This window comes from Myroides odoratimimus (genome assembly GCF_001485415.1).
GTDB classification, from domain to species: Bacteria; Bacteroidota; Bacteroidia; order Flavobacteriales; family Flavobacteriaceae; genus Flavobacterium; species Flavobacterium odoratimimum.
In genome coordinates, this window is sequence record NZ_BCMQ01000026.1 from 1 (window position 1) to 23,104 (window position 23,104).

Annotated in this window: 25 protein-coding genes and 2 tRNA genes; 19 read left to right on the top strand and 8 right to left on the bottom strand. The window is 33.2% G+C overall.

The window, feature by feature from the left end; genetic code table 11:
* Positions 1-61 precede the first annotated feature (61 nt).
* On the top strand, positions 62-265 hold the full coding sequence (locus MODO_RS19645) for a helix-turn-helix domain-containing protein (RefSeq protein WP_115283950.1): 204 nt from the start codon (positions 62-64) through the stop codon (positions 263-265).
* 111 nt (positions 266-376) lie between these two features.
* Here MODO_RS19645 and MODO_RS16055 read toward each other — a convergent pair whose 3' ends face one another.
* Positions 377-1,696 (bottom strand): site-specific integrase, encoded by a 1,320-nt coding sequence (locus MODO_RS16055; protein ID WP_006259335.1) that lies wholly within the window; start codon positions 1,694-1,696, stop codon positions 377-379.
* Between the two features lie 273 nt (positions 1,697-1,969).
* A tRNA-Ser gene (locus tag MODO_RS16060) sits at positions 1,970-2,054 on the bottom strand.
* Positions 2,055-2,298: 244 nt separating this feature from the next.
* Here MODO_RS16060 and MODO_RS16065 point away from each other — a divergent pair.
* The 6 genes from MODO_RS16065 to MODO_RS16090 all read left to right on the top strand — a co-directional run bounded on the left by MODO_RS16065 (position 2,299) and on the right by MODO_RS16090 (position 6,684).
* Positions 2,299-2,877 carry a Crp/Fnr family transcriptional regulator gene (locus MODO_RS16065; RefSeq protein WP_006259334.1) on the top strand — a complete coding sequence of 193 codons (579 nt, stop codon included), beginning with the start codon at positions 2,299-2,301 and terminating at the stop codon, positions 2,875-2,877.
* A gap of 59 nt (positions 2,878-2,936) precedes the next feature.
* On the top strand, positions 2,937-3,362 hold the full coding sequence (locus tag MODO_RS16070; protein ID WP_006259333.1) for an acetyltransferase: 426 nt from the start codon (positions 2,937-2,939) through the stop codon (positions 3,360-3,362).
* A gap of 324 nt (positions 3,363-3,686) precedes the next feature.
* Positions 3,687-3,863, top strand: coding sequence for a BF3379 family histone-like protein (locus tag MODO_RS16075; protein WP_006259332.1), 177 nt, complete (start codon positions 3,687-3,689; stop codon positions 3,861-3,863).
* 69 nt (positions 3,864-3,932) lie between these two features.
* Positions 3,933-4,598, top strand: coding sequence for a metallophosphoesterase family protein (locus MODO_RS16080; protein WP_006259331.1), 666 nt, complete (start codon positions 3,933-3,935; stop codon positions 4,596-4,598).
* Between the two features lie 80 nt (positions 4,599-4,678).
* Entirely contained in the window at positions 4,679-6,085 is a 1,407-nt protein-coding gene (locus tag MODO_RS16085; RefSeq protein WP_006259330.1) for an aminotransferase-like domain-containing protein, read from the top strand.
* 83 nt (positions 6,086-6,168) lie between these two features.
* Complete coding sequence (locus tag MODO_RS16090; RefSeq protein WP_006259329.1) at positions 6,169-6,684, top strand: hypothetical protein; 516 nt, start codon at positions 6,169-6,171, stop codon at positions 6,682-6,684.
* Positions 6,685-6,910: 226 nt separating this feature from the next.
* On the opposite strand, the gene MODO_RS16095 is transcribed toward MODO_RS16090, so the two are convergent.
* Genes MODO_RS16095 through MODO_RS16105 form a run of 3 tightly spaced genes read right to left on the bottom strand, consistent with a single transcriptional unit; the run spans position 6,911 to position 10,896 of the window.
* Positions 6,911-8,497, bottom strand: a complete 1,587-nt coding sequence (locus MODO_RS16095) for an MFS transporter (protein ID WP_006259328.1) — start codon at positions 8,495-8,497, stop codon at positions 6,911-6,913.
* Positions 8,494-9,552, bottom strand: a complete 1,059-nt coding sequence (locus MODO_RS16100) for an HlyD family secretion protein (protein WP_006259327.1) — start codon at positions 9,550-9,552, stop codon at positions 8,494-8,496. Before MODO_RS16100 ends, MODO_RS16095 begins: the two co-directional genes overlap by 4 nt.
* A gap of 12 nt (positions 9,553-9,564) precedes the next feature.
* Complete coding sequence (locus tag MODO_RS16105; protein WP_006259326.1) at positions 9,565-10,896, bottom strand: TolC family protein; 1,332 nt, start codon at positions 10,894-10,896, stop codon at positions 9,565-9,567.
* A gap of 87 nt (positions 10,897-10,983) precedes the next feature.
* On the opposite strand from MODO_RS16105, the gene MODO_RS16110 reads away from it, so the two are divergent.
* Positions 10,984-11,787, top strand: a complete 804-nt coding sequence (locus tag MODO_RS16110; RefSeq protein WP_006259325.1) for a helix-turn-helix transcriptional regulator — start codon at positions 10,984-10,986, stop codon at positions 11,785-11,787.
* Positions 11,788-11,830: 43 nt separating this feature from the next.
* Here the strand turns inward: MODO_RS16110 and MODO_RS16115 are convergent, their stop codons facing one another.
* On the bottom strand, positions 11,831-12,556 hold the full coding sequence (locus tag MODO_RS16115) for an SDR family oxidoreductase (RefSeq protein ID WP_006259324.1): 726 nt from the start codon (positions 12,554-12,556) through the stop codon (positions 11,831-11,833).
* Positions 12,557-12,808: 252 nt separating this feature from the next.
* On the opposite strand from MODO_RS16115, the gene MODO_RS19305 reads away from it, so the two are divergent.
* From MODO_RS19305 to MODO_RS16140, 6 genes are all read left to right on the top strand, one after another.
* Positions 12,809-12,946: a hypothetical protein gene (locus tag MODO_RS19305; RefSeq protein WP_155116045.1), complete on the top strand. Its 138-nt coding sequence runs from the start codon at positions 12,809-12,811 to the stop codon at positions 12,944-12,946.
* An 89-nt stretch (positions 12,947-13,035) separates the two neighbouring features.
* A complete protein-coding gene (locus MODO_RS16120) occupies positions 13,036-13,848 on the top strand; it encodes a helix-turn-helix domain-containing protein (protein WP_006259323.1) in 813 nt (270 codons plus the stop codon).
* A gap of 66 nt (positions 13,849-13,914) precedes the next feature.
* A complete protein-coding gene (locus MODO_RS16125) occupies positions 13,915-15,594 on the top strand; it encodes an alpha/beta hydrolase-fold protein (protein ID WP_006259322.1) in 1,680 nt (559 codons plus the stop codon).
* 53 nt (positions 15,595-15,647) lie between these two features.
* Complete coding sequence (locus MODO_RS16130) at positions 15,648-16,046, top strand: hypothetical protein (protein WP_006259321.1); 399 nt, start codon at positions 15,648-15,650, stop codon at positions 16,044-16,046.
* Positions 16,047-16,199: 153 nt separating this feature from the next.
* Positions 16,200-16,769, top strand: coding sequence for a hypothetical protein (locus MODO_RS16135; RefSeq protein WP_006259320.1), 570 nt, complete (start codon positions 16,200-16,202; stop codon positions 16,767-16,769).
* A 189-nt stretch (positions 16,770-16,958) separates the two neighbouring features.
* On the top strand, positions 16,959-17,255 hold the full coding sequence (locus MODO_RS16140) for a S41 family peptidase (RefSeq protein WP_115283916.1): 297 nt from the start codon (positions 16,959-16,961) through the stop codon (positions 17,253-17,255).
* Between the two features lie 573 nt (positions 17,256-17,828).
* Here MODO_RS16140 and MODO_RS16145 read toward each other — a convergent pair.
* Positions 17,829-17,913 (bottom strand) — tRNA-Ser (locus MODO_RS16145).
* A 498-nt stretch (positions 17,914-18,411) separates the two neighbouring features.
* On the opposite strand from MODO_RS16145, the gene thrS reads away from it, so the two are divergent.
* The 5 genes from thrS (at position 18,412) to MODO_RS16170 (ending at position 22,302) form a co-directional block, all read left to right on the top strand.
* Positions 18,412-20,364, top strand: coding sequence for a threonine--tRNA ligase (thrS, locus tag MODO_RS16150; RefSeq protein WP_006259290.1), 1,953 nt, complete (start codon positions 18,412-18,414; stop codon positions 20,362-20,364).
* Positions 20,365-20,409: 45 nt separating this feature from the next.
* Entirely contained in the window at positions 20,410-20,964 is a 555-nt protein-coding gene (gene infC, locus MODO_RS16155; protein WP_198032310.1) for a translation initiation factor IF-3, read from the top strand.
* Positions 20,965-21,018: 54 nt separating this feature from the next.
* Positions 21,019-21,216 (top strand): 50S ribosomal protein L35, encoded by a 198-nt coding sequence (rpmI, locus tag MODO_RS16160; RefSeq protein ID WP_016361612.1) that lies wholly within the window; start codon positions 21,019-21,021, stop codon positions 21,214-21,216.
* A 105-nt stretch (positions 21,217-21,321) separates the two neighbouring features.
* Positions 21,322-21,666 carry a 50S ribosomal protein L20 gene (gene rplT, locus MODO_RS16165; protein WP_006259287.1) on the top strand — a complete coding sequence of 115 codons (345 nt, stop codon included), beginning with the start codon at positions 21,322-21,324 and terminating at the stop codon, positions 21,664-21,666.
* A gap of 114 nt (positions 21,667-21,780) precedes the next feature.
* Positions 21,781-22,302, top strand: a complete 522-nt coding sequence (locus tag MODO_RS16170; protein ID WP_006259286.1) for a class IV adenylate cyclase — start codon at positions 21,781-21,783, stop codon at positions 22,300-22,302.
* 92 nt (positions 22,303-22,394) lie between these two features.
* Here MODO_RS16170 and MODO_RS16175 read toward each other — a convergent pair whose 3' ends face one another.
* The gene (locus MODO_RS16175) at positions 22,395-23,084 is read right to left on the bottom strand and encodes a cell division ATP-binding protein FtsE (RefSeq protein ID WP_006259285.1); all 690 of its coding nucleotides are present in this window, start codon (positions 23,082-23,084) and stop codon (positions 22,395-22,397) included.
* Between the last annotated feature and the right edge of the window lie 20 nt (positions 23,085-23,104).

Sequence of the window (23,104 nt, forward strand, 5' to 3'; positions counted from 1 at the left end):
CTCTAAAAATGGACACAACCCTTTAAATATCAATTGCTTTAGTTTTTTGTCGTGTACTTAGATTGGAGAGTTAAAAGATCTATTAGTTAAGCAAAACAAAGAAAGTTCTCTTGAATGGGTAAAGGCTAAAGTAGCAAGACAATTACTCAGTATCTCGCCAGCTTCACTACAAACTCTTCGAATCAGTGGTAAATTGCAGTATCGAAAAATACTTGGCTCGTATTACTACAACAGAAAAGAGATAGAGAACCTTTTTAATGAGTAGAAGTTGACTTCTACTCATTAAAAAGGTTGAAAATTGACTCCCTTAAATTTCTTGTTTGCAAATACAACAGTTGAATTGTTAGAAAGTGTAGAGAATTTAAGGGAGTTTCTATTATCCATTTAACTGATTAATAAAATTAGTTAGCAGAGCTAATTTATCAGGATTTAGCTTTTTTAAACTCTCTAATAAATCTGTGTAATTATCACTTTGCTTATTTGCTTTTCCTTCAAGCTTATCTTTTAATATCTGCATTTCAGTCTTAATAGCTTTTTCTTCTGTTAGAGCGTATTCCTCAGTCTGCTTAACAGAGTGATGTCCTAACATTTCTTTTACTACGTGAATAGGTACACCATTACCAAGAGTTACAGTACTTCCAAAAGTTCTTCTTGCTTTATGGGTGTTTAACTCACTTATCTCACATAGTGAGGCAATCTCTTTTAAGTACTCATTCATCTTTTGATTAGAACGAACTGGAAGAACGATATCTTTACCAATACAGTCAGGATGATCTTTATACTTTTCCATTATCTCTATTGCTTTTGGAAGCAGAGGGATAGTAATATTCGCATCTGTCTTTTGTCTGTTGGTTCTAATCCACAGATTGCCCTCTTCATCTTTTGTAATATCACTTTTCTTTAACTGATATACATCGATATAAGCAAGGCCAGTATAACATTGAAATACAAATACATCTCTTACCGTACTTACTCTATCATTTTGAAACTCTTTGTTCTCTAAAATAGATAGTTCCTGTTTGCTTAATGGTTTTTTGTTGAGTTTAGTCTTTTTAGGTTTGTATTGTACAAAAGGATTAGAAGATATTATTCCCTTCGCAACTGCTCGTAAAACAATCTTCTTGAAGTTTGATATATACTTTATAGCTGTGTTGTTAGAACACGCTCTAACAGTCTTTAAATAGTGCTCATAGCCAATTACAAACTCATAGTTGAGCTCTCTAAACTCTATATCTTCTTTACCATATACATAACGGATATATTCTCCAACATGTGATCTTGCTGTTACGTATCTTTCATGTGTTCCAATTGCATACTCTTTAGGCACAAGTTTAAAAACTTCATCATTGTGTTTTTGAAATTCTTCTAAAACTTTAATCCTACTAGTCCCTTTACCTTGTATATGATCCATAAGAATTGAAGCAGTAATAGGTAGTTCATTACTTAATAGCTCTAATTTGTACTTAGTAATTTTAGATACAATTGTATCTAATAGGTAGTTTAAGGTTTTAGCGTCTTCTTTAGTACCATTAGCACGACCTGCTTTTTGGTTCCATCTTTTGATATCCCATCTATGACTAAGTGAAGTCTCTTTGCGAATACCATCTACTGTGATTCGAAGGTAAACACCTCTTAAATCACTTTTCTTCCTACTTGGTTTGAGAAAGAAATTAATTGACAACTGTTTTTCTAACATAATTCAACTGTTTTTAAATATTAATAAATGTCGAATTAAAACGTTCCAAAAACACAGTTTAAAACTCTCTGGCGCCTTTTGGCGTAAGGGTTCGTTAAGTTCAAAGGTGCGCATCGCTAGAAATTTTTTTTGTGCACCGAATCTGTAACTTTTTTGGGTGCACTTTTAAAAATAATGTGATACCCCTAAAAAATAAAAAACCTATAACTCATTGTGAATCATAGGTTTTGTGCTTTTTTAATAACTTTTAAAAAGTTACTATTTATAATTTCGCGGAGAAAGAGGGATTCGAACCCCCGGACCTGTTACAGTCAACGGTTTTCAAGACCGCCGCATTCGACCACTCTGCCATTTCTCCAGAGGTCTGCATTACTTCCGTATTGCGAGTGCAAATATACTGCAAATACTGGGCTTTGCAATAGATTTTGAATAAAAAAGAACATCTTTTTTATATTGTTTTTATAACTTGTTTAAAATGAGTTGGTAGTAATTGTTTAAAAAATTATTTTTTTTGTACAAACCTGTATGAATAGGCTTTTTTATTTCTACTTACTTGACTTTTCTAAGTGTTTTTATATATTTATCAAGTTAATAAGTAAAATATGCTTTTAGAAAAGTTATTAAAAGAGTTTGAAGTCGAGTTGTCTGTATTTACTTCTTCACAATATGCTTTGTTTGATGAATACTTCGAACGAATTACCATTTCTAAAAATGAATACCTAATAAAAGAAGGAGAGGTAGAACAGTACAGTTATTTTATTTATGAAGGAATATTTAGATGTTGGACTATTGATCCTAAAGGTGTAGAACAAACATTTTGGTTTTGTAAAGAAGGAACTTTTTCTATGTCGAATATTTCTTTTTCTCTTCAAGAGCGAGCGGACTTTTCTGTACAAGCTGTTATGGACGCAGTAGTATATCGAATTAATAAAGAGCAAATAAGCGATTTATACGCTTCTATTTCTGGATTAGAGATAATGTTCGGGAAATTAACCGCAATGCTTTTAAATCGTCTCTTACAGCGTAATATAGATCTAATTAAGTATTCTTCAGAAGAATATTATTTGAGAATGCTAGAAGAATATGGATTGACATTTAATTATATCCCCTTAAAAGATATAGCTTCTTATTTAGGGATTACCCCGCAAGGGCTGAGTAGAATTCGCAAGCGAATTTTTTAACCCAGGTTCAGTAGATTGTCTCTCAAAGCTTAGAAATTTGCCCTATTAAATTTAAAATTATGATTAGAAAAGTAAAGAGTCAAGAATATCCAGTATTAGTAGAGATATGGGAAAGTGCAGTAATACATACTCATGATTTTTTAGCAAGAGAAGACTTCGAGTATTTTAAAAAGACTATTCCTAGTTATTTTGAATTCGTAGAGTTGTATGTTCATCTTAACCAAGAGGGAAGAATGACTGGCTTTATCGGTGTTGCTGATGGAAACTTAGAAATGTTGTTCATACACAATGATTTTCGTGGACAAGGAATAGGTAAATTGTTATTAAATTATGCTAAAGATAGACTTCATATTACTAAAGTAGATGTAAATGAACAAAATCAACAAGCAGTTGGATTTTATTTACACATGGGGTTCAAATCAGTAAACAGGTCTGAGACAGACGGACAAGGAAAGCCTTATCCTATCTTACATTTAAGCTTGTAATTATTCCTACGAGTAATGGAAAATGACGGTTTTTTGTATAGAAACAGGATGTTTTAAGGACTAAATCTATAGGAACTGATCTGTTTTGAGTAATATCTGTTCACTTTTTTAGTGAAATGTAGTAATGACGGTACATTCGATGCGTTTAGCTTTGGTGTATTGAAAGTGAGTGGATTAGGTGATATTTACCGTTTGGAATACAATAATGTAATAATATCAAGTGCTAAAAGAGAGAGGTAAAGTGGTAAAAAAGTCAGTAAATACTGTGTATATGTGAGATTATATTCTATTTTTGTAATACATATTTAAAATGTAAAAATTACCATGAAAGAATTAATCGAAAAAATCAACGCTGAGTTTGAAGCGTTCCAACAAGATTCAGCTTTACAATTAGAAAACGGAAATAAAGCTGCAGGTACAAGAGCACGTAAAGCTTCTTTATCTATTGAAAAACTTTTAAAAGAGTTTAGAAAAGCTTCTTTAGATGCTTCAAAACAATAATAATAAAAACTCCTACTTTACTAAGTAGGAGTTTTTTTATTCTTTAAGTTTGTGTTTTATAAAAAGAGCATGAACTATTTTATTATTGGTGATATACACGGTTGTTATCACACGTTTTGTTCTCTTCTAGAGCAGTGGGATTCTTCTAATGAGCATTTAATATTAGTAGGAGATTTAATAGACAGGGGCAATTATAGTTGGTTAGTCGTAGAGAAGTGTTTAGCCTTATTAAGTGATACAACATTATCAGTAACTGTTCTTAGGGGAAACCATGAAGCTGAACTTATTCAGTATATCAAGGATGGACGTCATGAAATATGGACATCTCAGTGTGGTTTAACCACCTTAGAAGACTTTCAAAGGCATCATGTAGATTTGCAAAACCTTTTACCACACTTAGAAAAATTACCACTTAAATTTGAGACTTCTTCATTTATTGTCACACATGCAGGAGTATGTGATACGATTAATCCTTATGATGAGTCTAATTGGGATGGGGTGTTATGGACTCGTAAGCCACTTGTCAATCTTCAGAAACTACAGGTTCACGGACATACTCCTTTAAAACAAAACCATCCTCAGTATACTTTAGATAGCCACTCGTATAATATAGATACAGGAGCTTATTATGGTTATGGGTTAACTGGTATTAAGTTAGAGCAAGTAGCTACTGTTATTGAGATTATAAATATACCTACAGATAGGCGTGATATAGCATCAGAGAATAATGAATAATTGTATCTTTGATAGAGAGTAGTTTTTATTCTACTTACAATATTGCGTGAAGTCATGAAGAATCTCTACGTACTGATTATATGAGAATGAAGGAATATAAGTATAGTGTTTTTACGGATAAAATAGAAGAGGGAATAAATAAAGGATTATTAAAGCCTGAAGATAAATTACCTTCTGTTCGTGCTATAAAAAAAGAATACAACTTAAGTATAAGTTCTGTTCAGAGTGGTTATGATTATCTTGTATTTAAGGGTTTGGTCACTAGTGTGCCTCGTTCTGGGTATATTGTATCTGATCGTCTTGCGGAACAAAATTTAGAAGTAGAATTACCTATTATCCCTCGCGATGCAGTTTTTAGAAAGAAAATACATCTTATAACGAATCCAATAAGTGATACTAGTCAGACAATACTGAATGAAGCGAGTCCATCTGATTTATTTATACCTCAAAAATTAGTTCTCAAAACAATGCAAGAGGTAATAAGAGAAAAAGGAGCTTCTTTACTTCGTTATTATCCTAATAATGGGGCAGAAGAGCTAAGAGATTTATTAGTGAAGAGAGCTGGACTTCATGGAGCTCCTATATTTTCAGATGAACTTGTGGTGACTGATGGAGCATTACAAGCACTATATATTGCTTTAAGCACTATTACTTCACCTAATGATATTATAGCAGTGGAGAGCCCATGTGTCTTCTCTATTTTAGAAGTTATTGCTAGTCTGAAGCTAAAGACAATAGAAATACCTGTTCGTGCATATGATGGTTTTGATACAGATTATTTAAGAAAAGTATGTGCGACTAATAATATAAAAGCGATTGTACTAACTCCTAACTTTCATAACCCTACAGGAATATTAATGACGGAGGAGAGTAAAAAAGCGGTTTATGAAACTGCTCTATATCACAATGTACCCATTATAGAAAATGATGTTTTTGGCTGTCTTTATTTTAAGGGAAGTAGACCAAGTAATATTCGTAACTATGATGAAGCAGGATTGGTAATGACATATTCGTCTTTTTCTAAATCGTTAGCACCAGGTATTAGGTTAGGATGGTTAGCAGCAGGACAGTTTTTTTCTGAAGCAGAGCGCTTGAAGTTCGCTCTAGGGCGTTCGGTATCTCCTATAAATCAAGAGGTAATGATAAAGCTTCTTCAATCTTCAGCTTATGATAAGCACCTTAGAGTTTTTCGTCAGCAATTAGAACGTCAAGCATTACAGTTGGTGAAGCAATTAATTCATAGTTTTTCTGATTCTATTCATGTTCAACTTCCACAAGGAGGGTATTGTACATGGGTTCAATTACCTGCGCATATAGATATGAACTTTTTCTATAAGCGATGTACAGAAGAAGGAGTGCAGTTTACACCAGGAGAGACTTTCTCCTTTACAGATGTATATGATAATTGTTTTAGAGCAGTATTCTCTAAACAACTTACTTTACACAATCTAGAAGCCATAAGAAGAGTCGGAGAGTCTATATTATAGCGATGTACCGATGCTTTTTTAGAATACTGTATCGAAACAAATGGGATAGAAAAGGGTATGTTTGTAAATAAACATGAAATAATATGGATGTAATATCAAAATTCACAATAGGAACTGAAGAGGGGCTTGGTATTCTTTTTCAATTAAGAGAAGCTCAAATAAGAGAAATGTATGCGGATACAGTGGAAATAGAGCAATTAAATCAATATATAACTCAACAATTAAATCATAAAGAAGCTGTATTAGAATTGAATAATCTAAGTACACAAATGCTAACAGTGTTTAAGAAAGAAGTACCTGTAGGGTTTGTAATGATTAAACAAGTAATGCAACCAGAAGTATTAAAGGATAAAAAAGTTATTAATCTTGAACCTTTTTATATCAATTCTGAGTATAATGAGGAAGAAGTAAGAGAGTCTTTATGGCAAAAGAGTTTATCCTTAACTCGTAATTATGATGCTATATGGATAGAGGTGTTACAGAATAACCCTTTAGTTCCCTTCTTAAAAGAGTGGGGCTTTGAGGTTAATCAAGAGTCTGTGATAGAACCTTTTAATAAGCCTTCTTATATCATGATAAGATGGAAACCTAGTGAATAAGTTCTTTTGATAAAGAGTATATTTTATAAGTTAATTTTGATTATGGCTGTGAACAATTTGTTTATGGCCATTTTTATTTCTTTTTTTGAAAGCTAAGATGTTTAAAATTAAGGCGATTATAAAGGCTTTTCTATAAAAGGTATCCTTTTTAGTTAATAAAAAGAGCCAAGTTTTCTCTAGAGAGAACTTGGCTCGCGGTATAAAAAGCTTAGAAAAAGGAAAAGTATTAATAAGGTATAAAGTCCTTACTTAGCTTACTAAGAATCTTCTTCGTAGGGGAAGATAACATGACGATTAGGATGATAAATATTAGTCCCCAAATAACCCAAGTATAGTAGTCTTGTGAAGCTCTAGTTATAATCTGTGTATTGATATGATTATTATAAATTTTAGTGGCTAGTTGAGCTCCTGTGACATAATCTTTTCCATCTAGTGTGACGTGGTGTTGTATGTTTTTAAGTGTTTCATTATTTAATGGATTGGTGGAAGTTATATATTCAGAAGCTCTATTGTAGTGTATACTTTTATTAAACAATTGAAAGTAATTGGTAATTCCTATCGTTACAGAAAAGCTTAAGAACCTAAAGCTAATTCCTAAGAATGAAACAGCATTAGATATAGCTGGTGGTATAGAGGCAGCTGCATATATTATTAAGGGAATATGTAGTGCTGCAATAGCAAATCCTTGAATAAAAAAAGGAAGTATAAAGCTTTCTCTTGTACCTGTATTAGAGAATAAGAAATAGACTTGGATGTGATAGATTAACAAAGTTCCAAAACCAAGTAATACAATATATTTAATCGCAACATCATTTAATAATAATCTGGATACAATTAGTAACCCCGCTATTGTCCCTAAGGTGTTACTGATATAAATGCTAGTCAGATGAATAGAAGATACGCCTAATGTCTGTAAATAAGAGTAAGCAAAACCTGTCGTTCCTTTAAAAAAGTAATAGATCATAATCAAGAGGATACCTAAACAAAAGTCTTTATATCTAAAAACAGCTAGATTAATAAAAGGTCTTTTAAGACTGAGCTGTCTCAAGATGAATAAGATTAACCCTACAACTGTTGTACTAGTTAGCAGTCTGATTCTACTGTGTTCTAAATAATTTAATTGTTGTCCATACACGAATATATAGCCGATAGAACAGATAATAATCGTAAAGTAAATGTAACTAATCCAATCTACTTGATATAGAGGAAGTTTTTCTCTAATGTGTACATTATTAGTAATAGTGAGTAATAGAACAGCTCCCGGTACCTGCAAGATAATCAGTAAGTAAAACATAATATTAAATGAATAGTACTGAAGTATGTAGCTACATAATATTCCACATATCGGAACAGAAACTAATAAAGTACCATAGAATATAGTATATCCTATCACTCGGGCTCTAGCAGAATTAAGTCTTGGAAAAATAAGATTAAGACAGATACTACAGAATAAAGCACATACAGCTCCTTGTATAAAACGACAGATAAAGAAGATAGTCAAGTCTCTGGTCATCGCACAGATAATATAAGTGATCGTATTAAAGACAATACCTAGTAAGAGGTATTGTCTTAAGGAAAAATACTTGACTAATCGATCATCTAGTGGTAAGAAACAAACTAAAGCGCCATACATTAATATTACCGAATACTGGACATCAGAAGCTTCGATACCATAATAACTCATCGTCTCTAGCGTATTGCTATAATAAAAAGCAAATACTGCTAAAGCAGGAAAGAGTATTAAGAAGATAGTGATACGAATAAGGTAATCTGGTACCCACTCTTTAAAAGTTGGTAGTTTTATGTTTCTCATGGTTTATCTATATATACATTGGCATTCATCCCAGCTGATAAGTTGCTAATCTTAGCTACATTATCTTTTAGTTTGATTCTTACAGGGATACGTTGAATTATTTTGACAAAGTTCCCCGTAGCGTTATCAGGAGGTAGTAAAGAATATCTAGATCCAGTAGCTGGTGAGATAGATTCTATCTCTCCTATAAATTCCATATCAGGAAAAGCGTCTATTGTTATTTTAGCAGATTGCCCTATTTTAAACTTGCCAATTTGTGTTTCTTTAAAATTCGCTATGATCCATTTACCTCTTTCTTCATTGACGATATAAGAGATTGTTTGACCAGATTGGATTAATTGTCCTTCTTGTATAATCTTCTTACCTATTCGACCAGTATAAGGTGCTGTGATAATAGTATACCCTAAGTTGAGGTTGCTTTTATCTAAAGTAGCTTCACTCAACTTTATATTAGATATAGCTGCCAGTTTCTGAGCTTTTACATCTTCTATTTTAGACAGTGCAGCTTGATAAGCTTGTTGAGCAGCTTGGTATTCTGATACTGCTATATCTAAAGCTGTTTTGATATTGTCAAATTGTTGTTGAGTAGTTGATTCCTCTTCAAGTAGATTTTTAAATCGTTTAAACTCTTGTTGTTGTCTAGTGAGCTTTGCTTTAGCTACTTCTATCTGAACTTTTGTTACTTGTGCATTAGTATGTAGTGTATTGATGTTTGCATCCAGTATGTCGATTTGAGATTGGGCACTTTGTAGAGAGGCTTTAGCTTCTTGTTGAATAGCTTTATAATCTCTGTTGTCAATTGTGATTAGTGTATCTCCAGCTTTTACCAATTGATTTTCTTCAAAGTGTATTGTTTTGATATAACCACCTACTTTGCTATTTATAGGGTTTACATATTGCTCTACTTGAGCATCATTAGTTGATTCATATCTTAAAAATTCTATTCCCAAAATCATCCCATAGACTGCTAACCCTGCGATAGCCACTAGCGCTATTATTTGAGTTATTTTAAGAATGATACGGTCTGCTTTTGTTATTTTATTATTTGTACTCATAGTTGTTTTTACTTATAAATTACCGATTACCTTTTGTATTTGATAATATTCTATTTTAGCATTGATCTCTGCTGTAGTGAGGTCGAATTGAGCTTGTAACAGTTGTGTTTCTGCATCTAATAAGTCTGTCAATAAAGACTGTTGATTAAAGTAACTATTTCTGATAATGCGCAATGTTTCTGTAGTTTGCTTGATGTTCTTTTCAGCAACAGAGATTCTTTGTAACGTTTCTGTATATTTTACATAAGATGCTCTAAGCTCATTTTTTAACTGATCTACTTTTTGTTCTCTTTCTACTTTTTGTTTTGAGATAAAGGACTGCTGGCTTATTTTCTGATGCTTGGTGTGATATAAGTTAGAGATAGGAATATTGAGTTTAAGACCTATCTGTCCCATACCGTATAAGGCATCAGCATAAGGATATGCTTTACTCTGTGGATAGTTAAAACTGTAATCAGCGAATAAACTTACCTTAGGAAGTATTTTTGCTTGGAGTTGTTTTAAATCCAATTCACTTCGTTGAATGTCATTATCTGCTATTTGCAGTTCATAAGCGTTTTGTAATGCTTTTTCTAAATAAGATTCATAAGATGATTCTAAGTTAATTTCTTCCTTTAAATCCTTATACAATGGTGTTAGAGGGGCTAGTTCATCACGACCCATTAGCAAATTAAGTTGCTGTTGGATAATCAGAATGTTGTTTTCTATTTCTGTCAATAGCATTTGATGATTAGATAAGGTCACCTCAGAACGCAACACATCACTTTTAAGAATAGTACCATTCTTGTATAGACTGTTAATCTCAGCAAGTTGTTTGTTGTCTTGTTTTATCTCTTTTTCGACAAGATCTTTATAATGTGTATGGCGTATTAGTGTATAAAAGAGTTTTGTACTTTCTAGTTTGACTTCAGCTAACGAGAGTTGGAGTAGTGAATGAATAGAGGCTAGAGCTACTTCTTGTATTTTAATCTCTCTGTTTTTGCTCAGTCCATTGTACAGTATTACATCTGTCGCTAACATCGAACTATAGTTGGTTGAGTTGATCCTAACTGTTGTAGGCTTGTTTAGAAAACCATCTTCATATAGGGGCATATCTGATAGTCTACTATAACTACCTTGTAAGTTTATAGTAGGAAGTTGGCTTGCTTTTGTATTTTTAATATTTTCTTGTTGCGCTTTTTCATTTAGTTGTATTGCTTTTATTTTTTTATGATTCTTTTGCGTAAGTTCCCATATTCTGTCTAAATCAAAAGTGTTTTTATCATCCGTAATAGATTGGGGTAGTGCTTTTTGACCTATTATGAGCAAAAAGACTATTAGGTATAAAAAGTTGTTCTGTTTCATGTATTCTATTTATTTACTGCAAAACTAGATTAGAATGATTCTAAGTGTTTTATATAACTAGCCAATATTTTACTTATTTTAGCCATTATGGAAATGTTATTACAAACAGAAAAGGAAATAGATCAATACAAGGATAGTATCTATATCATGCGAGAGCAATTAGAACATAGGTTTCCTCCTCATAAGCACAACAAGAGTCAGATACTTCTGGTATCTGGTGGGATCGCTTATTTAAAGACAAAAGAAAGAGAGTATTATATACCAGCTCAGCATTATGTATGGATACCTAAAGGTATGATACACAATGTCAAGTCTAATACTACGGATGTCGTGATTCTAAATATCTATTTCTATGAAGAAGATACTGATGTAGAGCATCGCTTTATGGAACGTTTAGGTATTTACCCAGTGAGTAATTTGATGTATGAGATGTTGATTTATGCTAGGCAGTGGAAGGGAATTATCCTACCTGATACTTGGGCTTATGAGTTTCTATCTACGATGAAGCACTACATTATGCAGCATCCAGGTAAGTCATTTTCTATTCAATTGCCTACAACAGAAGAACCTAAAATGTTGTTGATCACAGAGTATATGCAAAAGAATTTAGGTGAAGCATTAACGCTAAATGGAATAGCTGAGTTATTTGGCTATAGTGTGAGGACGTTGACAAGGTTATTTAAAACTCATTTAGATATTTCGTTTTTGCAATATTTAAAGATGGTAAGAATGATTAAGGCTATGGAGCTTCTGATGAGTACAGATAAGAATGTGAGTGAAGTAGCCTTCGATGTTGGCTATTCTAGTATTGCTGCTTTTAGCAATACTTTTCAGCAATTGTTTAATGTCAGACCAAGTGATTTCCAGATTTCAATGCACAATATAAAGTAAAAAATAAACGCTTATAGTTTATAGCTATAAGCGTTCTGTTATTTTAAGCATTTTGTTTTGTATCTGAGATGATCAGTTCTCGTAATAATACACTCTGAGGTAAGTCGTAAGCAAATTTGATAGTACGCGCTACATCAATAGCTTGAATACGGTTTGCTCCAGATGATTTCATCCACTCTTTATAGCCCTCTTTAATATCTTCACTAGTTGTGTGGCTTAAGAGCTCTGTTGCTACTGCTCCAGGCTCAACAGAAATAATACGCACATTATAAGGACTAAGTTCTAGACGAGCAGTTTGTGTTACTCCTCTTACAGCATATTTACTAGCACAGTAGGCAGCGTGATTATGAAAGGGTAATACACCAGCTATTGAGGATACATTGATAATAGTCCCTGTTTGTCTATCCTTCATATCTCCCATTACAGCTTGCATACCGTTCATGACACCTAATACATTGATATCAAGCATTTGTTTCCATTCTTGAGGATCCTGAGTAGCTAAATCACCTAATAGCATTACACCTGCGTTATTAATTAATAAGTCAGTCTTGCCATATATTGCCTCAGCTTCACGAATTGCCTTTTCGAAAGCATCTTTATCAGCTACATCTACACTTTTGCATAGTGTATTAGGTAGATTTAGAGCCTCCATCTTTTCTAATCTTCTTGCTAACAGTAAAAGTGGATGTCCACTTTGAGCAAACTCTTTCGCTAGTTCCATACCGAATCCTGAGCTAGCGCCTGTGATTACTACTAATTTCTTTTCCATTGTCAATGAATTCTTTTTATGCAATTTACTGACAATATTGGTTTTTACCTGTAATGTAGCAGCTTTTTTTTTTGATATATTTATCTAGTTATAAGGCGTGTACGATGTAGTATAAAAGGACTTATTCTTTAAAACGATTATTGTGTTTAGCTATACAAATCTTATTAAAAATATTTTAAAAAGATTGCGATTTATCAAGTTTACTAAAGAGGTTTTATAATACCTTCGTATAAAGGAGTTAAACTTATAGAGATGAGATTTATAAACGCAATAGAATTAGTACCGTTTAATTATGCTAAAAGCGACTATCAGAGTTCTATAGGCAACGCTGTAAATACCCAAAAGAATGGGCTATTTATTAAAATAAGAATTTGCCAGATAGTGATATAGAACAGATGTGGGATACTATTAAACGAGTGGACTTAATAATAGGGATAGAGTAGAGGTAAGTAATGTATAACTAAATAAATTAAGCGGTAATGAAAGAGATTTTTGATACCTTTAGTCCTAAGAATGCTTTAGTAAAGAAGTATGTGGACTATTATTACTTAGATATAAAGCCCAATAATGAGGTGAGAGAGTACCAGTGCTTTCCTCATTATAACAATACGATTTCTATCTATGCTTCTCATCAACTAGCTAGTGATGGTTCGATGGCGTTTAATGAAGGAGCAGATGATTATCAGATATTCACTCCTATTAGAGAAGATATACTTCATGTGAAGCAGGTGGGGAGAGTACAGAGAGTCGTTATCGTCTTTCATCCATTGGGGATACAGCAGTTTTATCGCCATTTAAGTTTTGTCAATCTGATTACTGATTATAAGTTTATGGAAGTAGGCGAATTAGCAAAAGTCTTCGCTACTACTGATGTAGATGTTATTACTACATTGTTAGATACAGCATTAGAGAAGAGATATAAGCTATTCTCAAATAGCCTTTTAGAACAAACAATAGAGTATATCTTCAGTGAAGAGGATAACTTCTCTGTACAAGAGTTAGCAGATAGACTAGGAGTGAGCAGACAACATCTAAATAGAGTTTTTAAGGCCAATATGGGAGTATCTCTAAAGAGATTTTATGATATCTATTTATTTAGAAGAACAGTGAACCAGAAACTCTATACCTCTCCTGAAGAGAAGTTGACTGATATTGCTTATCGCTTTAACTTTAATGATCAGTCACATCTAATAAAGACTTATAAGGCAATGACTAATAATTCTCCTAAAAACTTCTTTGAGAAAGGAACTAAACTAGGAAGTAAAGATACTTTTTGGCATCTAGAGAAATAGATGTTCCATTTGTACAATTTTAGTATTGTAGTGTTGTTTACTTTCGCTTTATTAATAATTAGAATTATGAAGGGATATCATGTATTACTAGCATTTATGTTTAGTATAGTGTCTTTTGGACAGAGTACTTACTCTAAGTTGATCAATCAAGCAGATGATTTGTTAGAAGAGCACGAGGATGAGCAAAGTAAAAGACAAGCTTTTTCTCTTTATGAAAAGGCGTTTAAGTCATTTCCAGACAGTATAACAGCAGCTGATTTATCAGAAATATCAATCATTGCCTCGGAGTTAAAAGAAGCAGATAAAGCCTTTGCTTATCTAGATCGGTTGATAAAGATAGAACGTGCACAATACGGCTTCCCTGGTTGGCAAAATGTAACAAACAAAAGTGCTTTAGAGGAATACAAGAACTTATTAGATGATCCTAGATGGGCTTCTATGATGAGTGAAGCGCATGCGTTAAAAGCTAAGTTTGATGTAAATCTAAAAGAGGCAGAGGAAGAATTCTATAAGGTGAAATCTACTAAAGAGTTAACCTCTACTAATGGAAAGAAATTATATGAAGAAATCAAAGCGTACAATCCTTATCTACCTAAGGCAAAACAAGATTATTCTATCAGCTTTGCTATAAATGATACAGTGAAGACTTCTTTCTTTATTCATTTGCCTAAGAACTATTCTCCAGAGAAGGAATACCCTGTGTTATTCTTTTTGCATGGAGCAGTTAGATATAATAATCTTCAAGAGTTTCAGACCAAAGAACTTAGTTTAGGAGGATGGAATAGATACTATACGAAATATGGAGATCTAGATGAGGTAATATTAATATTCCCAAGTGGAGGTAAGAAGTATAACTGGATGACATCTAATGATGGCTTCTTTATGATACCTGCTATGCTGAGAGAGGTTAAGAAGGCTATTAATGTAGATGATAATAAGGTGTTTATCGCAGGGCATTCTAATGGAGCGACGGGTTCATTCTCTTATCTGATGAAAGACTCTTCTCCCTTTGCAGGGTTCTATGGGTTTAATACTCAACCTAAGGTATTCACAGGAGGAACTTTTATAGAGAATATAATGAATCGTTCTTTTATCAACTTCTCTACAGATGAGGACTATTATTATCCGTCTAACGCAAATGATTCTTTTACAGCGATGATGAATGAGTTAAAGGCAGACTATAAAGAGTATCGTTATAACGGTTTTCCACATTGGTTCCCAGAGTTTGATGAGTCAGAACCAGCCTATGAGATATTGTTCAAAGACCTTAAGGAGAGACAGCGCAAGAGCTTTAATAAAGAGCTGACATGGGAGTTTGATGACAATGCTTATGGAGGTGTAGATTGGTTGACTAATATCAAATTAGATACGCTTGGTCAGAAAGCAGATTGGCATAAAGAACGAAACTTTAAAATTACCAAGTGGTTAGAGTATGATAAAGCTGAAAACCTGCAAACGATAGAGGTAGATAAGAATGCTTTCGATATGCCACGTTTATCAGGTAAGGCTGTAGCCCGTTATAAAGACAATGAATTTAGAATAGAAACATCTCGTGTTAAATCCTTATCTATTGCTATTTCTCCTGAAATGGTAAACTTGAAGAACAAGGTTAAAGTATATGTCAATGGTAAGTTGTACTATGATGAGAAAGTAGATTACGATACTGCATTCATGCTAGATAATTTTGATAAGACTAGAGACAGAAAGACGATTTGGATTAATAAGATTGATATCACAGTAAAATAAGATAATAGAGCTAGTAGAGATACTAGCTTTTTTGGATTTAATAGGTAGAAACGATGGAGAGAATGTATCAGGATGATGAATTTGTTTGTGTAGAGTTAAATGGCTTGAGAATAGAGCGCGTAATAACGTGTATGAGTGATGAACGTGATAATGTGATTGTACTTTACTTAAAAGTAGAAGCTTTAGGTTGGTTTGACTTTTTTATTGACGTGGGTATTGCAGTGATGGAAAAGATAAAAGAAATAGAAGAGGATGATAGTTATGTATACCTAGATAAATCCCAAGAATTAGAGGCCATAGGAGTGAAGATAAAAGGTATTTATTGCCAACCTATCAAAAGTAGTTGTCGTCTGACCATAGCATTAGAGAATAATACTAATCTAATTTTACAATCAAAGGACATGAGTGATTATGAAAGTGATGTAGAGTTGTTGCTTTTAGATCTTGGATAAAAGAGGGGCGGCTATCTCATCAGTGGATTAAGATATATTATCATTTATACAATACATTTTTTGTAGTACTATTTCCATCTTTCAATTATTTATTTAAATTAGCTTTGACTTTTTAGGAATAAATCATCTCTAACTTTAACAAATAATCATTAGATGAAACAAAAGATTAAAAATTATAGTATTCACTTTATTAAAGAGATTATTCCTATCGTGGCGGGTATTCTTATTGCTCTTTTTATTGATAATTGGAACGCTAATAGAAAAGACCAAGCCTATATCAATCAAGTGTTTTCGACTGTTCACAGTGAGTTAAAAGAGTCTAGAGAAGAAATAGAGTTTATTCTCCCTATACAGAAAGATTTGGTTAAAGCCTTAGAAAAGCACGCTGATAACGAAGAGAAAAGCCTACAACAGATAGTCATGGAGTCTAAGGGAATCTTTATTCCTCAGATTAAAACAACTGCCTGGCGCTCTATTGCTGCGACTAAGATTGATCTAATCGATTATGATAAGGTAGCTGCTATGACTAATATCGAAGACTTAAAGCAAATGTTAAGCAATAAAAGTGCTTTTCTAATGAATCTTTTGTATTCTAATATGGATAAGACGGATAAGAGCATCAAACAGACTTTTAAGATGGTCGTATTAGATATTATTCAGACGGAAAATACGCTAGAACAGCGTATAGAGCTGATGGAGAAAGAAGGGAATAAGAAAGGGTAACCGTGGTGTTTTATTATAATGTATAACCTAGTGAATTAACTGTTTATGAAGTATGGTTTTTCTTTTTTATTATCCCATTAGAGACAACTTTCTGAGTAAGAACCTTATTCTTGGTTTAAGAAATAATAGTGGAGGAGGGAGACAAGAGCTCTGCACAGTTTTATAACCTGTTTAAGAAGTTTAAAGGAAATATATGTACTTGTAAATTTTAATACAATTAGTAATGCAGAGCAATTCACACTAAAATTGAAGAAATTAAATAATATGATGGTATTAGGTGATAATACCAGATGGATGATTACTTATGGTAGAAATCATGCTGTAGATAAGGTAAGTCCTTCTGCTCTTTTTAGAATACATTTTACGGATCTAAATACGCATTGGCGCGAGTATTTACGCTATGAGGGAAAAGGAGTGACACCTGATTTCTATTTATCATCTACTGAAGACTGGATAGAACAGGTAGTCAGAAATTATTGTGAATGATAGCAATGTAAATAGTAGAATGTATAGATTTACTACTGTTTATAATTACTAGTTTCTCATCTTAGAACCTCTTTTATTATTAGCATAATTATAGTGCTAGATAGAGTGTGGATAGCCTCAGTTAATCTAAACTTTAAATAGGAGGACAGTCCCTGATCAATAGAAGAAGCATTCATCGACTAACGTATCTTCAGCTCCACCATTTACGGGGTATTCTCCACCAATTGTCGAGCAATTTAAGATAAACGCGCGCTATTACTGAGGTTGTAAAGACTATAGAAAACTGATTAAAATGAGTTTAAAACGATAATGTTTTATAAATCAGCAAGTTGTGTTTTTTGGTTATTAAAAAAAGTACAAGTGTTTTTTAGTTTTAAGTACCTAAATAGACTAGATATGGAGTCTTTTTCTAAAAATAGTAGAACTAAATAGTAAAATAGGGGTAGTTTAGGTCGGATAAAATGAATTTTTTTAAAAAATAGGGTAGGTTTTTTAATAGGGAAACCACCAGTGCGAAAAAGGTGCACAAGGTTATAAAAAAAGCCCGATAACGAGTGTTATCGGGCTTTTCAGCGGAGAAAGAGGGATTCGAACCCCCGGACCTGTTACAGTCAACGGTTTTCAAGACCGCCGCATTCGACCACTCTGCCATTTCTCCAGAGGTCTACATTACTTCCGTATTGCGAGTGCAAATATACTGCAAAGTCTGATGTTTGCAAGCGTTTTTGAATGAAAAAAATAAGTTTTTTGAAGTGTGTTTTTGTAACTAATTTATTTTGAGTTGGTAATGAATGAAAAAAAGTGTATATTATTTGAGATAGATATAAATCTTGATGGTCAATTTTTAAATAAGAGAGGGAAGATGTGTGTCAGGATTGGTGTTAGTAGGATTGATGTCAATCTAAACAAATGTTTTAGATAGGGAAGAAGGAACTTTAGTCTGCTTTATAGATAGCTAAGATGAGTGATTGTTTTTGCTTAAAGGTATTAAGAGTAGCGCCGAAATAATGAGATTGATAAAGTATTCTTTTTTTAATGAGGTAAGTATTAGATGCACTTTATTATTTTACTGTTAAAAAAAATGAGTTAAGCAGTGCTAAATGTTGCGATTCTATGGTAAAACCCGTATATTTGCATTTTATTTTTTAAAATTATTATGATAAAAATTACATTACCAGACGGTTCAGTGAAAGAGTTTGCTTCAGGCATAACTCCTTTCGATGTTGCAAAAAGTATAAGCGAAGGTTTAGCTAGGAATATTATTTCTGCAAACTTCAATGGTACCACCATCGAAACCACGACATCTATGACCACGGATGGTAGTCTAGTTTTATATTCATGGAATGATGATGAAGGGAAAAAAGCTTTTTGGCACTCTACTTCACACGTAATGGCGCAAGCTTTACAAGATCTATACCCTGGAATCAAGTTAACAATAGGTCCAGCTATCGCTAATGGATTCTATTATGACGTAGATTTCATGGATTATAAAGTAACAGATGCTGACTTTAAGAAAATAGAGGATAAGGTTTTAGAGATAGCGCGTGGTAAGCATGATTTTACTATGCGTTCTGCTACTAAGGCTGAAGCTTTAGAGTTTTATAAAAAAGAAGAAAACCCTTATAAAGTTGAGTTAATAGAGAACCTAGCTGATGGTACGATTACTTTCTGTGATCATGACACTTTTACAGACTTATGTCGTGGAGGTCATATTCCTAATACAGGAATTATTAAGGCATTTAAGGTATTATCTATTGCTGGTGCATACTGGAGAGGAGATGAGAAGAATAAACAGTTAACTCGTGTTTATGGTATTTCATTCCCTAAACAAAAGGATTTAACTGAGTATTTAGCTTTATTAGAAGAAGCTAAAAAACGTGATCACCGTAAATTAGGTAAAGAATTAGAATTGTTTACATTCTCTCAAAAAGTAGGACAAGGGTTACCATTATGGTTGCCAAAAGGTGCTGCGTTAAGAGATAGATTAGAGCAGTTCTTGCGTAAAGCACAGAAGAAAGCTGGATATGAGCAAGTAGTTACTCCTCATATTGGACAAAAAGAATTATATGTTACTTCTGGGCACTATGCAAAATATGGAGCAGATAGTTTCCAACCAATTCATACTCCAGTAGAGGGAGAAGAGTTCTTATTAAAACCAATGAACTGTCCTCACCACTGTGAGATTTATAATGCAAAACCATGGTCTTATAAAGATTTACCTAAGCGTTTTGCTGAGTTTGGAACAGTGTATCGTTATGAGCAATCAGGAGAATTACACGGATTAACTCGTGTAAGAGGGTTTACTCAAGATGATGCACATATTTTCTGTACACCAGAACAATTAGATGAAGAGTTTAAAAAAGTAATTGATTTAGTATTATATGTATTCGGGTCGTTAGGATTTGAGAACTTTACAGCACAAGTATCAGTACGTGATTTAAGTAACCCTGATAAGTATATCGGTAGTGTAGAGAATTGGGAAAAAGCTGAGAATGCTATTATCAATGCAGCTAAAGATAAAGGACTTAATTATGTGATCGAGAGTGGAGAAGCTGCTTTCTATGGACCTAAATTAGACTTTATGGTAAAAGATGCATTAGGTAGAAGCTGGCAGTTAGGAACCATTCAGGTTGACTATAACTTACCAGAGCGATTTGAGTTAAGTTATAAAGGATCAGATAATGAGTTGCATCGTCCAGTGATGATCCACAGAGCACCATTTGGTTCTATGGAGCGTTTTATAGCGATACTTTTAGAGCATACAGGAGGTAATTTCCCACTATGGTTAATGCCAGAGCAGGCTATAATCCTGTCTTTGAGTGAGAAATATGAAAAATATGCCGAAAAAGTTTTAAATTTGCTAGAAAATAGCGAAATTCGCGCGCTGGTAGATAACCGTAATGAGACTATCGGTAAAAAGATTAGAGAAGCTGAAGTACAAAAATTCCCTTACATGTTAATTGTAGGAGAAGATGAAGAGAAAAACGGTACGATTTCTGTAAGAAGACACGGTGATTCTGGTAAATCTAATCAGACAATGAAGATAGAAGATTTTATCGCTCAAGTACAAGAAGAGGTAAATAGTTCTATTAAACAATTTGGAGAGTAAAAATAGTATAACGCTTGGTGAACAAGCACATAAAATTTTATAGCCATAGCAATAAGACAAAACAGAGGAAGAAATCCTCGCGAAGAAAAGAAAGATGCGCATAGAATTAATAATGCCATCCGCGTTCCTGAAGTTCGTCTTGTAGGAGACAACGTCGAAACAGGTGTATATAAACTTGCTGACGCAATGCGTTTAGCAGAGGAGTTAGAATTGGATTTAGTTGAGATTTCACCAAATGCTGAACCTCCTGTTTGTAAAATTACTGATTACAACAAATTCCTTTACGAACAGAAGAAGCGTGAAAAAATGCTAAAGGCTAAATCGACTCAAATCACTGTAAAAGAGATTCGTTTCGGTCCTCAAACAGATGAGCACGATTATGAGTTCAAAAAGAAGAATGCAATGAAATTCTTGAAAGAGGGTTCTAAGTTAAAAGCATTCGTATTCTTTAAAGGACGTTCGATTATTTATAAAGATCAAGGACAAATCTTATTATTAAGATTAGCTCAAGATCTTGAGGAATTCGGGAAAGTGGAAACTATGCCAGTTTTAGAGGGTAAACGTATGACTATGTTTATCGCACCTAAAAAGAAAAAATAGTATTTAAGTATATTAAGATAGTTAAGTAAGATAATCATTAATACCTAGGAAATAATGCCTAAAATGAAAACTAAATCTAGTGCTAAGAAACGTTTCAAGTTGACTGGTTCTGGAAAAATCAAAAGAAAACACGCTTTCAAAAGTCACATTTTGACTAAAAAATCTAAAAAGCGTAAATTAGCTTTAACACACTCTGGATTAGTGTCTAAAGCAGATACAAACAGTATCAAAGATCAATTAAGATTAATCTAATCTTAATTCCGGTTAAAATTATTTAATAACCCTGGAGTGGAGCAAATGAAAGTTTAGAAGTGTTTGAAACATAACCGCCCACTACAAAAAACACATTTTTAAGAAATGGCAAGATCAGTAAACTCAGTAGCTTCAAGAGCAAGAAGAAAAAGAATTTTGAAGCAAGCCAAAGGATTCTTTGGAAGACGTAAAAACGTTTGGACAGTAGCTAAAAACGCGGTAGAAAAAGCAATGGTATATGCTTACCGTGATAGAAAACAAAAGAAAAGAAACTTCCGTTCATTATGGATCATGCGTATCAACGCTGGTGCTAGATTACACGGAATGAGCTATTCTCAATTCATGGGTAAATTAAAAGCTAACAATATCGAATTGAACCGTAAAGTTCTTGCAGATTTAGCTATGAATCACCCAGAAGCTTTCGCAGCTATCGTTAATAAAGTAAAATAATAAACGTTTGTCAAATCTGATTTATCTTACTTAATATATTTAAAAGCCTTACTGTATGCAGTGAGGCTTTTTTATTTTAATCGGTTATATTTGCTAGAACCTAAAAAGAGATAGATGGAATTACAGAATGTGGAATTTAAAGCACGTGTAGCTGACTTAGATAGCATAGAAGATAAATTAAAAGGATTAGAGCTCATTCTAGATGGGGTATATAAGCAAGTGGATACTTATTATAACGTCCCTATTGGAAGAGTGAAGCTTCGTGAGTATGATGAGTATAGTTCTTTGATTTATTATAATCGTGTAAATGGGGAGGAAGCGAAGAGTTCGGATGTTATTTATTATAAACATGAGAAAGATGCTGCGTTAGGTGCAATATTAGAATTGCAGTTTGGTATAAAAGTAAAGGTATCTAAAGTGCGTAAGGTCTTAAAGTATAAGAACGTTAGTGTTCACTTAGATCAGGTAGACGGATTGGGGTGCTTTGTGGAAGTAGAAGCTTGTAATATCGGAGTAGAAGAGGGAGTTGATTTAAAGCAACAATGTGATTGTTTTTTCAATCTAATGGAGTTGACTAAAGAAGATTTAGTTGCGGTATCGTATAGTGATCTTATTCTTCAATTAAATAAAATATAGTAGTGATTTGTCTTTTACTCTTGATTTAAATGGAGTAGGTTGAGTTAAGATAAAACAAAAAAGACTATCAATGCTGATAGTCTTTTTGTATATTAATTTTGTGATGTTCTGTGTACTACTTCGAATAGGGTACCATCGTCACATTTTAATGTTTTAGCAGGGAATTTTAATAACAAGGCATAATCATGTGTTACCATGATAATGGTTCTACCATTCTTATTAATTTTAAGTAGAAGTTCCATTACTTCAGCACTAGTTTGAGGGTCTAAGTTACCTGTTGGTTCATCAGCTAGGATTAGATCAGGATCATTTAGCAATGCTCTTGCTATAGCAATACGTTGTTGTTCCCCTCCTGATAGTTGGTGAGGCATTTTTTCGATATGTGCTAGCATATTTACATTGTCTAATACTTCGTGTATTTTTCTATCCATCGCTTCTTTTTCTGACCAACCAGTTGCTTTTAAGGCAAAGTGTAAGTTTCCATAGACTGTTCTGTCAGGAAGTAGTTTAAAGTCTTGGAATACGATGCCTAGTGATCTTCTTAGGTATGGAATATCTTTTTCTTTTAAGGTCTTCAGGTCATAGTCTACGATAGAGCCTTCGCCTACTTCTAAAGGAAGGTCTGCATACAGCGTTTTCATAAAGCTACTTTTACCTGCACCTGTCTTTCCGATTATATATAAAAATTCTCCCTTATTTACTTCTAAGTTAACATTAGAAAGTACTTTATGCTTGTTCTGGTAGATATCAACTCCTTGTAGGGATAAAACTGTTTTAGACATAATAATCGTGTATTTTGTGG